The organism is Lacticaseibacillus parahuelsenbergensis (genome assembly GCF_030770265.1).
Taxonomy (GTDB): Bacteria; Bacillota; Bacilli; order Lactobacillales; family Lactobacillaceae; genus Lacticaseibacillus; species Lacticaseibacillus casei.
In genome coordinates this window covers 2,554,949-2,567,489 of sequence record NZ_CP132482.1, presented here as the reverse complement: position 1 = coordinate 2,567,489, position 12,541 = coordinate 2,554,949, and the positions used below count along the sequence as shown (strand labels likewise).

Genomic DNA, 12,541 nt, shown 5'->3' with positions numbered 1-12,541 from the left:
GATATGCGGTTAGACAAGTTTCTCAAAGTTTCCCGAATTATCAAACGACGCACCGTGGCAAAAGAGATTGCCGACAAAGGACGCATCACGATTAATGGTAAAGTGGCCAAATCCAGTAGCGACGTCAGTGTAGGCGACACGCTGGTCATTAACTTTGGCAACAAAACACTGACGGTGCGCGCCGATGATTTGGTCGAAACAACCAAGAAAAACGATGCGGCAGACATGTACACGGTGCTGAAAGAAAATTATAAAGAAACATTTTAATGCGGATTTGTTGGTCTGTAGCCCCTTTGATTTGTTATACTTGACTTACTGAAGTCGTAACACGTGGCTGGTGAAAACGAGGGTGCGATCAGATGGCAAAGAATAATATCAGTCAATTAAATAATGCGTATACGCGTGAACACACAGCAAAAAAGCAGCGTGCGCCCAAGTCCCGGGCACACGCGGTACATATGAAACGCATTCGGAATTTGCTGATTCTGATGGTGGTAATTTTGGGTCTGGGGGGCTTTAGTGTGGTTCGGACGCAAATGACACTGGGTGAAACCAATCATGCCGTGACGAAAGCCAAGGCTAACTTGGATAAACTAAAGGCCAACAAAGCCGCACTTAAAGTCCAGGTTGATCAGCTCCACAATGATGACTACACGGCCAAATTGATTCGGGAGAAATATCTGTATTCAAAACCCGGTGAGGTGATTTTCAACTTGCCGGATAAAGCCAATAAGATTCCGAATCTGAACGTCAGTCAATGAGCTTTTTGGCCCTGATTGGCGCAGCTTTTGTGTCGGCGAATGGATGTTGTCAGGTTTCGGTAGTTTGTTGGTTTGTGATTGAGTGGTATGCTTGAAGCGTGCGCGAGTGGCATACAGTTTTGATTGTGACAGGTTCACGCGCTGCTTGCGTGTCTTGTTACCCATGCTATACTTATAGACACATTTAATTAGGAGGACTTCTTTTTTTATGGCAGTTGAAGTTGGTACGAAAGTGACTGGTAAGGTCACCGGGATCACGAAATTCGGTGCATTCGTTGAGTTAGGCGATGGGAAAACCGGATTGGTGCATATCAGCGAGGTCTCTGATGCTTATGTCAAAGACATTCATGATGTGTTGCATGTTGGCGAACCGGTGACGGTTAAAGTTCTTTCGATCCAAGATGGTAAGATTGGCCTGTCTATCCGGAAAGCGGTTGATAAGCCGCAACAGCGTGAACATGAGAATAATCATCATGAAGGCCGGCACGCGCCATCAGCGCATCCGGGCAATAATCGGTTCCAGGGTGGTACCCGCAATGGTGGCAATCACTTTGGTCATAAAGCCCAACAACCGGCTAAAGGTGATTTTGACGCGATGATGTCCGGTTATTTGAAAGAAAGCGAAGATCGGTTAAGTGTTCTTCGTCGTAATACCGAAGGCAAACGCGGCGGCCGAGGCGGTCGGCGCAGTTAGAAATCGGGTCTGGGACAAATTATGATTTGTTCTGGGCCTATTTTCTTGGATTGCCTTTTTTGACTGACTTAATGCTGAAACGAGGTTAACGTGGAGGAGACGTATGAGCCCGAAACTTTTTCAAACATTCGGTTTCGCACCGCATACCCGTGTGCTTGTGGCCGTTTCCGGCGGCGTTGACTCAATGGTGCTGTTGGATCTGGCGGTTCGGGCACCGGATCTGGATGTAATTGTGGCCACTTTTGATCACCGCTTGCGGCCGGAAAGTCGCCAGGAACAAGCATTTGTGGTGGCGGCTGCAGCGCAGTATCATGTTCCCGTTGTCACCGGTGTTTGGCACCGCGAGTCGACGGATACTGCGAACGAAGCGGCGGCGCGTCAGGCACGCTATGAGTTTTTGGCTGCAAGTGCCGAGACACAGCATGCGACCGTGGTCATGACTGCCCATCATGCCGATGACCAACTTGAAACAGTCTTGTTTCGGCTAGGGCGTTCCGGTGATCCGGCCGCGCTGGTTGGCATTCGGGCAGATCAGTCGTGGCATGGGAAACGGTTGGTTCGCCCCTTGTTAGGTTATAGTAAGGCCGCGCTTCGGGCATATGCTCAGGCGCACGACATTGAATTTCGTGATGATGCCTCGAATAACGATACCCGTTATGCTCGCAATCAATTGCGCCACGAGGTTATTCCCGCCTATAAGAAGCAAAATCCGCAATTGTTGGCGCACATTCAACGGTTTACGGTGGAGCAGGCAGGGATGCTGGCACTGGCAGATGCTGAAGTCAATCGATGGCAGCAGCGGTTGCAAGTGGATCCGGTGACGATTGACTGGCAAGTAGCGACGCGTCTGCCAAAAGCGGTGCAGTTTGTGCTTTTAAAAAGGATGTTGCGTCAGTGGCAGCCCGAAGTTGACGAAAAACTACTGCCAGAGGTTATGCACCATTTGTTTGCTCAAAATGAACACCACTTTGACCTTGGCGCCGGCGTTAGCATTGTCGTTCAGAACGGCCGGATCAGGGAGCTAGTTTTGCAACCGGCAATGACCCCAGTGACGTTTACGCAGATTGGGCAGACTGTGAAAACCCCGCGTGGAACGTTTAGTTTACAAACAGCGGCATTGCATTGCGAAGGCGTGCCGGTACAGGTGCGGTTGCCGGTGACATTGCGTACCCGTCAAGCCGGTGATCAAGTTCGGCTGCCCAATGGCGTGACCCAGAAATTGCGGCGGTTTTTTATTAATGAAAAAGTGCCAGCAAGTCAACGCGATCAATTACTTTTATTGGCGCAGGACCATCAGGTTTTTTGGATTGAAGGTCAGCCTTTAGAACGATTGTCGCCCCCAGCTCAAACTGATATACTCCATGTTGTACTGGTGCACTCGCCAGATGTTGACAGAAGTGAGGATAGATGATGAATCCCGATATTTTAAAGGTGTTGTACTCTCAAGACGACATCCATGCCATCACGGCGCGGCTCGGCGCTGAACTCAAGCGCGATTACGCAGGGAAAAATCCCTTAGTGGTGTGCATCTTAAAAGGTGCCATTATGTTCATGACTGATCTTGTCCGTGAGATTGATGACTATATGGAACTTGACTTTATGGATGTGTCTAGCTACGGTGACGCGACCGAATCTAGCGGCGAAGTCAAGATTATCAAGGATCTTGATGCAAGTGTGAAGGATCGGAACGTTTTGATCGTAGAAGATATTGTCGATACCGGTCGAACCCTGAAATACTTAACCGATATCTTTAAAACCCGTAAAGCGAAGTCTGTGCGGATTTGCGCCTTGATGGACAAGCCGGAGGGACGCGTGGTCGATGTTCAGGCAGATTACGTGGGAACCACGGTGCCTAATGAGTTTGTGGTCGGTTATGGTTTGGATTACGCAGAACGTTATCGTAATTTGCCTTATATTGGGGTATTAAAACCAGAAGTCTACGCGGCAAAATCTTAATCTGTGCGCCGTGTTTGTGGTAGTATATAAGGTACTAATTGAATGTTGCCGGAGGTTCTAAATGAAGAAAAAACAAAACGGCCTGTTCAGTAGCACACTAACGTATATCATCATTTTTGTGCTGCTGGTCACCGGTTTTGCGTATTATATGCGCGATAATGGGACAACATCGTCCCAAGAAATTGAAACAAGCACCTTCATGTCCGAATTAAAGAAGGACAATGTCAAGAGTTATTCGCTCCAGCCATCTGGCGGCGTCTACAAAGTCAGCGGTGAATATAAGAAGGCCCAGAAGTCTTCCGGTGCGAATAATTCACTGAGTTTATTTGGCAATCAGACGACCAAGGTGACGAAGTTCTCCACCTATATTCCGACGAACGACGCGACTTTGAGCCAGATTCAGAAGATGACCAGTGCTAACAATGTTAAAACGGATACCAAGGAAGAATCACAGTCCGGGGTCTGGTTTAGCTTACTGATCACGGTCGTGCCGATTGTCATCATGATGATCTTCTTCTATATGATGATGAATCAGGCTGGCCAAGGCGGCGGCTCTGGTCGGGTCATGAGTTTTGGCAAATCACGCGCTAAGCAGGCAGATAAAAATGCCAACAAAGTGCGGTTCTCCGATGTTGCCGGTGCCGAAGAAGAGAAGCAGGAACTGGTTGAAGTGGTTGAGTTCCTAAAAGATCCGCGGAAGTTCTCGGCATTGGGTGCCCGCATTCCAGCCGGTGTGCTGCTTGAGGGTCCTCCTGGTACTGGTAAAACCTTGCTAGCCAAGGCGGTTGCCGGTGAAGCCGGTGTACCGTTCTTCTCGATTTCCGGTTCTGACTTCGTTGAAATGTTCGTGGGTGTCGGGGCTTCCCGTGTTCGTGATCTTTTTGACCAAGCCAAAAAAGCAGCGCCTTCGATCATCTTCATCGATGAAATTGATGCGGTTGGTCGTCAGCGTGGTGCCGGAATGGGCGGCGGCCATGACGAACGTGAGCAGACATTGAACCAGTTGCTGGTTGAAATGGACGGGTTTACCGGTAATGAAGGCGTGATTGTCATTGCCGCAACCAACCGTTCTGATGTCCTTGATCCGGCGTTGCTGCGTCCAGGCCGATTTGACCGGAAGATTCTGGTTGGCCGTCCGGATGTTAAGGGCCGTGAAGCGATTTTGAAAGTGCACGCGAAGAACAAGCCGCTTGCGCCGAATGTTGACCTTAAAGAAATTGCGCGGCAAACGCCTGGTTTTGTCGGGGCTGATTTGGAAAACCTGCTGAATGAAGCGGCCTTGGTTGCTGCAAGACGAAGCAAGAAAGCCATTGATGCTGCCGATGTGGATGAAGCGGAAGATCGAGTCATTGCCGGTCCGGCGAAGAAAGACAGGGTCATCAGTCCAAAAGAACGCAACATGGTGGCCTTCCACGAAGCGGGGCACGCAATTGTCGGTCTGGTCTTAAGCGACTCGCGAACTGTGCGTAAAGTCACGATTATTCCGCGGGGTCGTGCTGGCGGATATGCGATTATGCTGCCAAAAGATGATCAATTCTTGCTGACCAAGAAAGAATTGACCGAACAGATTGTCGGCTTACTTGGTGGTCGGACCGCCGAAGAAATTATCTTCGGGGTCGAATCCACCGGAGCGTCCAATGACTTTGAACAGGCAACCCAAATTGCCCGGAGCATGGTCACTCAGTACGGGATGTCCGATCGCCTGGGAACGGTTCAACTCGAAACCGAGGGCCAGCCATTCCTTGGTGCTCAGTATGGCCAGACACCACCTTATTCTGAGACGACAGCAACAGCGATTGATGATGAAGTGCGGCGGATCATTGACGAAGCCCATAAGCAGGCTTACGAGATTATTCAGGCCCACCGTCAGCAGCATAAGCTAATTGCCGAAGCCTTGCTCAAGTACGAAACGTTGAACGAAAAGGAAATCCTCAGCTTGTTCAACGATGGCAAGATGCCAGAACGCGATCAAGACGAATTTCCAAGCGAAAAGGCAGCTACTTTCGAACAATCCAAAGCAGCACTTGAGCATAAGGATAAAGAAAAGCAAGCAGACGAAGAAGCCAACGCCAAGTCCGAATCTGATTCCCAGGCAAGTCAAGATCAGGCCAGCCAGGATGATGATACAGGCGGCGTTGAAAAGCCAGATGATACGTCGGCTGACAGCGGTTCTTCAGACAACAATGAACATCAGGATCCGCAAGCGTAACAAAAAAAACACCGCCCAAGTTGGTGGTGTTTTTTTGTTACGCATTATCATGAAAAATTCCAGAGGTCAGCTGTGGTTTGAGTCACTTTGTTGCCGAGGTTTGGTTAGCTGCAGTCTCGCTGCCTAGTGGTTGGTACGGGTGTTCCTTAAGTAGGCGTGTGTAAAAGCCAATATCGTGCATCGTCTCGTGCAAGCGGCGGGCAAAATGCTGGCTGTTCTCGGCAGCGGAATTGATCTGCCCGTTTTCGTCAAAACAAGGATCGGCCGACCAAAGTAACGTCGGGGTGGGCAGAACGATCATTTTCAGCATTTGTAAAATCGGCACTAAACTGGCTGCTGCCAGCATCCCGCCATCAGAAAAATGCGAATACCCAATGATTTGAACCGGCTTATACGCAACTTCCGGACCGATTAGATCCAAGGCATTTTTCAAACCGCCGGGTAGCGCGTGATCGTATTCTGGCGTTAATATCACGTAACCATCCTGGTTGGCCACCGCAGTTAACCATTTTGTTTCGATTGGGGTTAGCTCTTGGATCGGATCTTCGAGTGGCGTTTCGGGATGGTCATAAAGTGGCAACGGATAATCCCGAAGATCAAGCCACGTGTAATGAACCTCTGATGTGTCGGGAAATGCTTGTTTTAAATAATTGAAAATACGGGCACCTAGCGCATTTTTTCGAGTTGTACCTAGGATAACGCCGATATGACTGATCAAAAATACCAAGTCCTTTCCAAGTTAATTAATAATTTTATTTTACGCGTTTTTCGAAATCAAGAAGGCATTCGGCGCAATTTTCGTGATGAAGATTGACATAGTGCGCATAGGCATCGCCAATTGGGAAAATCGTGTAAACCCGAAACCTACTTTGACTTAAATGGTGCCGTTGGGCTTCAATCGGGCATACTGATGAGTACACTGACTTTTCAATAGCGCACAATTTTGGTAGAATAGCCACGTTTAACTTTCAGAAAAGAGGACCCAACATGAGTGACTATATCGCGAGCGCATTGTCGCGTGATACCCATTTTCGAATTTTCGCTGTCGATGCGACGGAGACAGTACGCGAGGCGCAACGCCGTCATGATACCTGGAGTGCGGCGTCGGCGGCACTGGGGCGGACGCTGGTTGCAACGGCGTTATTGTCCGCTTCTGGATTAAAAAACCGTGATGACATGCTAACAGTGCGCATTAAGGGAGATGGCCCGGTTGGTTCTATCATCACCGATGGCACAGAGATCGGCACGGTTCGCGGCTATGTGCAAGAGCCGCACGTCAATTTGCCGCTCAACCTTGTCGGAAAAATCGACGTCGCCCGTGCTGTCGGTAAACATGGCATGCTTGCAGTCACCAAAGATATCGGGATCGGTGAACCATTTACCGGCCAAGTGCCGCTGGTATCAGGTGAATTAGCCGAGGATTTCACGTATTATCTGGCAAAATCCGAACAAATTCCTGCCGCAGTGGGATTATCCGTTTTCGTCAACGCCGACAACTCGATTCAGGTCGCTGGCGGCTTCATGCTACAGGCGTTGCCGGGGGCCGATGATGCAGAATTGTCCGCACTGGAAGCCAACGTCAAAACATTGCCGCTTGTGTCGGAACTTTTAAAAAGCGGCCTGACACCAGAGCAAATTATTCAACGTATCGCTGGGGATGCACCGGTGCAATTCCTGGATACCCAGTCACTGCGGTTTGCATGTAATTGTTCTAAAGCCCATTTTGGCGATATCATGGCAACCTTGCCGCATGAACAATTACAGGAAATGATTGATGAAGATGGCGGTGCGGAGACGACCTGCAAGTTTTGCGGTAATCAGTATCATTACAGCGTTGCGGATCTTGAAGCATTAATAGCCCGACACGAATAGTTGCGATTTTTGCTTATTTTAAGTAAAGTTAGCATCGCGAAAGCAAGAAAGAGGTGGCTTGTATGTGGCATATTGCCAATGTTGAAATTCCCAATCGACTCGTTGTTGCCCCGATGGCCGGGGTTACCAATGCGGCCTTTCGGGTAACCGCCAAAGAATTCGGTGCGGGTCTGGTTGTGTGCGAAATGATCAGTGACCGTGGAATTATGTACAAGAATAAGAAAACGTTGAGTATGATGTTTGTGGATCCGCGGGAACATCCAATTTCGATTCAGATTTTTGGTGGGACCAAAGAAACCTTAGTTAATGCGGCGAAATTCATCGACCAAAATACCGCGGCTGATATTATTGACATTAATATGGGCTGCCCAGTTCCTAAAGTCACTAAAACTGACGCAGGTGCTCATTGGTTGCTGGACCCGGAAAAGGTTTATGAAATGGTTGCGGCAGTCACCGATGCCGTTTCCAAGCCGGTCACCGTCAAGATGCGAACCGGCTGGGATGAAGACCACATTTATGCGGTTCAAAATGCGCTGGCGGCCGAGCGTGGTGGTGCAGCAGCGCTGGCGATGCATGGTCGTACGCGTAAGCAGCTTTATTCCGGACATGCGGATTGGAATATTTTAAAAGAAGTTAAGCAACATCTGACGATCCCGTTTATGGGCAACGGCGATGTACGGACACCTCAAGATGCCAAACGCATGCTTGAAGAAGTCGGTGCCGATGCCGTGATGGTCGGTCGCGCAGCGTTAGGGAATCCTTGGGTCTTGAAACAGATGGCAGCATATCTGGATGACGGCGAGTTGATCCCGGAACCGACACCACGGGAAAAAATTGCAACTGCCAAGTTACAGCTACAACGGCTGGTTGACTTACACGGTGAGCATCAGGCCGTGCGCGAATTCCGGATGCAGGCAGCTTATTATTTGAAAGGCATCCCGCGTTCAGCGAAGACCAAAGCAGCCGTTAACATGGTTGATACGCAAGCTGAAGTAAATCATATTTTTGACGATTTTGTTGAGCAGACCGAAGCGCGCGCCCGCGAGCGTCAGCGCAGTCATTAACTTACTAGAGCTTTAGACGAAAAAGACGTTCTGCGATGATTTGTTGGCCAATCAATCATTGAGAGCGTCTTTTAATGCTTAGAAGGTTGCTTTTTCGCAGTAAAATTGTCATCATCAAAGAGTGCTATAAATTGGAACGGAGGAACATGTGTTGGCTAAGGAAAACGGACAGCAACCAGAAATGAACGATCAGATGATCGCGCGGCGGGAAAAGATGGAAGCCTTGCGCGAAGCAGGGATTGATCCATTCGGTCATCGGTTTGATCGAACCCACTCGGCAGCGCAAGTGCGCGAAGACTTCGGTGAAGACGACAAGGAAACGTTGCTTGAAGAAAAACCGAAAGTGACGATCGCAGGACGCATGATGTCCAAACGTGGCAAGGGTAAAGTCGGATTTGCAGATATCCGTGATCGTAGTGGCAAAATGCAGATCTACGTTCGTAAAGATGTTGTCGGCGATGAGAACTACATGATTTTCAAGAAGGCCGATCTTGGCGACATTCTTGGTATCAGTGGCGAAGTCATGAAAACCGATTCCGGCGAGCTGACGGTCAAAGCCAACCACGTTACCCACTTGGCTAAAGCATTACGCCCATTACCGGACAAGTGGCATGGTTTGACGGATGTTGAGCAGAAGTACCGCAAACGTTATTTGGATCTTATTTCCAACCCTGACAGTTTTGACCGGTTTGTTAAACGGACCAAAATTGTGAGTGCTGTTCGTGAATATTTAGATAACCACGGCTTCCTTGAAGTCGAGACGCCGGTGTTGCATAACCAAGCCGGTGGCGCCAATGCCCGTCCGTTCATCACGCATCACAATGCACTGGATATCGATCTTTATCTACGAATCGCGCTTGAACTACATCTGAAGCGGCTCATTGTCGGTGGGATGGAACGAGTTTACGAAATTGGTCGGGTTTTCCGTAATGAAGGCATTGATACCAAACATAATCCGGAATTCACCGAGCTTGAAACCTACGCAGCCTATTGGGACTTGACCGATGTCATGACTGAAACTGAAGGCATTTTTCGATTTGCTGCCCACAAGGTTCTTGATTCCGGTAAATTAACGTATCAGGGAATGGACATCGACCTAGATGCGCCGTTTGCCCGCATTAACATGGTCGATGCCATTAAAGACAAAACCGGCGTGGACTTTTGGCCGGAAATGAGCGTTGATGATGCGCGCAAGTTGGCAGACGAACATGATGTCCATTACGAGCCTTATTGGAAGGTCGGTCACATTATCAGTGCCTTCTTTGACCAGTTCGTTGAATCAACGCTGATTCAACCGACTTTCATTACCGGGCATCCAATCGAAGTGTCCCCTCTCGCAAAGAAAAACCCTAAGGATCCCCGCTTTGTCGAGCGGTTCGAACTTTTCGTCGGCGGTGGCGAATACGCCAATGCCTTCACCGAATTAAACGATCCAATTGACCAGCGCCAACGGTTTGAAGCCCAGGCAGCAGAAAAGAACGCAGGCAATGAGGAAGCGCAAGGTATCGATGATGATTATGTTGAGGCATTGGAATACGGCATGCCGCCAACCGGTGGCTTAGGCATCGGTATCGATCGTCTTGTCATGCTGTTGACAGATGCGCCTTCAATTCGCGATGTCCTTTTGTTCCCGACATTGCGCCCATAACCTAAACTTATGTGTCGCCATTTTGGCGGCACTTTTTGTTTTCCGAAAGATTGCGCTGTGAGTAAGTTTATTATAGGCTTATTCACGAATGAAAATCATAAATGGCACACATAATATCCGGATAGTATTTTTATTTAAAAAAGTTGTTGACGATGGCGCAAACCGTTGGTATGATAATAAGCGTCGTAAATGAGCAACGCTGATGTGCTTCAAAGCATCAGAAAAAGTTATTGACAGGTATTGCTTGCCTGTGATAATATATCAAAGTTGTCTTTTGACAAGGTCGTCCTTTGAAAACTGAACAAAGTTTCGTTTAAATGTGCAGGGTCCTTGATACTTCGGTATCGAGGCAAAAAGTAACATTTGCGAAGTCAATTCGCTAGAACAACAAATCGAGCTATTCGAACAGCTCATATTTATATGAGAGTTTGATCCTGGCTCAGGATGAACGCTGGCGGCGTGCCTAATACATGCAAGTCGAACGAGTTTTGGTCGATGAACGGTGCTTGCACTGTGATTCAACTTAAAACGAGTGGCGGACGGGTGAGTAACACGTGGGTAACCTGCCCTTAAGTGGGGGATAACATTTGGAAACAGATGCTAATACCGCATAAATCCAAGAACCGCATGGTTCTTGGCTGAAAGATGGCGCAAGCTATCGCTTTTGGATGGACCCGCGGCGTATTAGCTAGTTGGTGAGGTAACGGCTCACCAAGGCGATGATACGTAGCCGAACTGAGAGGTTGATCGGCCACATTGGGACTGAGACACGGCCCAAACTCCTACGGGAGGCAGCAGTAGGGAATCTTCCACAATGGACGCAAGTCTGATGGAGCAACGCCGCGTGAGTGAAGAAGGCTTTCGGGTCGTAAAACTCTGTTGTTGGAGAAGAATGGTCGGCAGAGTAACTGTTGTCGGCGTGACGGTATCCAACCAGAAAGCCACGGCTAACTACGTGCCAGCAGCCGCGGTAATACGTAGGTGGCAAGCGTTATCCGGATTTATTGGGCGTAAAGCGAGCGCAGGCGGTTTTTTAAGTCTGATGTGAAAGCCCTCGGCTTAACCGAGGAAGCGCATCGGAAACTGGGAAACTTGAGTGCAGAAGAGGACAGTGGAACTCCATGTGTAGCGGTGAAATGCGTAGATATATGGAAGAACACCAGTGGCGAAGGCGGCTGTCTGGTCTGTAACTGACGCTGAGGCTCGAAAGCATGGGTAGCGAACAGGATTAGATACCCTGGTAGTCCATGCCGTAAACGATGAATGCTAGGTGTTGGAGGGTTTCCGCCCTTCAGTGCCGCAGCTAACGCATTAAGCATTCCGCCTGGGGAGTACGACCGCAAGGTTGAAACTCAAAGGAATTGACGGGGGCCCGCACAAGCGGTGGAGCATGTGGTTTAATTCGAAGCAACGCGAAGAACCTTACCAGGTCTTGACATCTTTTGATCACCTGAGAGATCAGGTTTCCCCTTCGGGGGCAAAATGACAGGTGGTGCATGGTTGTCGTCAGCTCGTGTCGTGAGATGTTGGGTTAAGTCCCGCAACGAGCGCAACCCTTATGACTAGTTGCCAGCATTCAGTTGGGCACTCTAGTAAGACTGCCGGTGACAAACCGGAGGAAGGTGGGGATGACGTCAAATCATCATGCCCCTTATGACCTGGGCTACACACGTGCTACAATGGATGGTACAACGAGTTGCGAGACCGCGAGGTCAAGCTAATCTCTTAAAGCCATTCTCAGTTCGGACTGTAGGCTGCAACTCGCCTACACGAAGTCGGAATCGCTAGTAATCGCGGATCAGCACGCCGCGGTGAATACGTTCCCGGGCCTTGTACACACCGCCCGTCACACCATGAGAGTTTGTAACACCCGAAGCCGGTGGCGTAACCCTTTTAGGGAGCGAGCCGTCTAAGGTGGGACAAATGATTAGGGTGAAGTCGTAACAAGGTAGCCGTAGGAGAACCTGCGGCTGGATCACCTCCTTTCTAAGGAAACAGACTTTAAGTCTGACGGAAACCTGCACACACGAAACTTTGTTTAGTTTTGAGAGGACGACCTCTCTTTTTACGCCTATCGGGCCTATAGCTCAGTTGGTTAGAGCGCACGCTTGATAAGCGTGAGGTCGATGGTTCAAGTCCATCTAGGCCCATCAAGCGTTCGCTTGTTAATTGAACAACCCTTATGGGGGATTAGCTCAGCTGGGAGAGCGCCTGCTTTGCAAGCAGGAGGTCATCGGTTCGATCCCGTTATCCTCCATTGGCCGTCAGGCCAATTCACCGACGCAAGTCGGCGACTTTGTTCTTTGAAAACTGGATATCATTGTTGTAAATGTTTTA

Annotated in this window: 10 protein-coding genes, 2 tRNA genes and 1 rRNA gene; 12 read left to right on the top strand and 1 reads right to left on the bottom strand. The window is 49.2% G+C overall.

Features of this window, described 5'->3' with window-relative positions; translation table 11 throughout:
• Window positions 1–3 precede the first annotated feature (3 nt).
• The 6 genes from LACPH_RS11995 to ftsH all read left to right on the top strand — a co-directional run bounded on the left by LACPH_RS11995 (window position 4) and on the right by ftsH (window position 5,620).
• A complete protein-coding gene (locus LACPH_RS11995; protein ID WP_010491289.1) occupies window positions 4–267 on the top strand; it encodes an RNA-binding S4 domain-containing protein in 264 nt (87 codons plus the stop codon).
• Between the two features lie 92 nt (window positions 268–359).
• Window positions 360–761, top strand: coding sequence for an FtsB family cell division protein (locus LACPH_RS11990; RefSeq protein ID WP_025013382.1), 402 nt, complete (start codon window positions 360–362; stop codon window positions 759–761).
• Window positions 762–969: 208 nt separating this feature from the next.
• A complete protein-coding gene (locus LACPH_RS11985) occupies window positions 970–1,455 on the top strand; it encodes a S1 domain-containing RNA-binding protein (RefSeq protein ID WP_274785059.1) in 486 nt (161 codons plus the stop codon).
• Between the two features lie 103 nt (window positions 1,456–1,558).
• The gene (gene tilS, locus LACPH_RS11980) at window positions 1,559–2,866 is read left to right on the top strand and encodes a tRNA lysidine(34) synthetase TilS (protein WP_274785058.1); all 1,308 of its coding nucleotides are present in this window, start codon (window positions 1,559–1,561) and stop codon (window positions 2,864–2,866) included.
• Window positions 2,866–3,411 (top strand): hypoxanthine phosphoribosyltransferase, encoded by a 546-nt coding sequence (hpt, locus tag LACPH_RS11975; RefSeq protein WP_087912839.1) that lies wholly within the window; start codon window positions 2,866–2,868, stop codon window positions 3,409–3,411. The genes tilS and hpt overlap by 1 nt, the downstream gene beginning before the upstream one ends.
• Window positions 3,412–3,472: 61 nt before the next feature.
• Window positions 3,473–5,620 carry an ATP-dependent zinc metalloprotease FtsH gene (gene ftsH, locus LACPH_RS11970; protein ID WP_306387035.1) on the top strand — a complete coding sequence of 716 codons (2,148 nt, stop codon included), beginning with the start codon at window positions 3,473–3,475 and terminating at the stop codon, window positions 5,618–5,620.
• 82 nt (window positions 5,621–5,702) lie between these two features.
• Here the strand turns inward: ftsH and LACPH_RS11965 are convergent, their stop codons facing one another.
• Window positions 5,703–6,338: an NADPH-dependent FMN reductase gene (locus tag LACPH_RS11965; RefSeq protein ID WP_306387034.1), complete on the bottom strand. Its 636-nt coding sequence runs from the start codon at window positions 6,336–6,338 to the stop codon at window positions 5,703–5,705.
• Between the two features lie 269 nt (window positions 6,339–6,607).
• Between LACPH_RS11965 and hslO the strand changes: the two genes are divergently transcribed.
• The 6 genes from hslO to LACPH_RS11935 all read left to right on the top strand — a co-directional run bounded on the left by hslO (window position 6,608) and on the right by LACPH_RS11935 (window position 12,461).
• Entirely contained in the window at window positions 6,608–7,492 is an 885-nt protein-coding gene (hslO, locus tag LACPH_RS11960) for an Hsp33 family molecular chaperone HslO (RefSeq protein ID WP_274785055.1), read from the top strand.
• Window positions 7,493–7,554: 62 nt separating this feature from the next.
• Window positions 7,555–8,556 (top strand): tRNA dihydrouridine synthase DusB, encoded by a 1,002-nt coding sequence (gene dusB / locus LACPH_RS11955; protein WP_049170387.1) that lies wholly within the window; start codon window positions 7,555–7,557, stop codon window positions 8,554–8,556.
• 148 nt (window positions 8,557–8,704) lie between these two features.
• On the top strand, window positions 8,705–10,204 hold the full coding sequence (gene lysS / locus LACPH_RS11950; protein WP_274785054.1) for a lysine--tRNA ligase: 1,500 nt from the start codon (window positions 8,705–8,707) through the stop codon (window positions 10,202–10,204).
• 416 nt (window positions 10,205–10,620) lie between these two features.
• Window positions 10,621–12,190 (top strand): 16S ribosomal RNA (locus tag LACPH_RS11945).
• Between the two features lie 90 nt (window positions 12,191–12,280).
• Window positions 12,281–12,354 (top strand) — tRNA-Ile (locus LACPH_RS11940).
• Window positions 12,355–12,388: 34 nt separating this feature from the next.
• A tRNA-Ala gene (locus LACPH_RS11935) sits at window positions 12,389–12,461 on the top strand.
• Window positions 12,462–12,541: the final 80 nt, after the last annotated feature.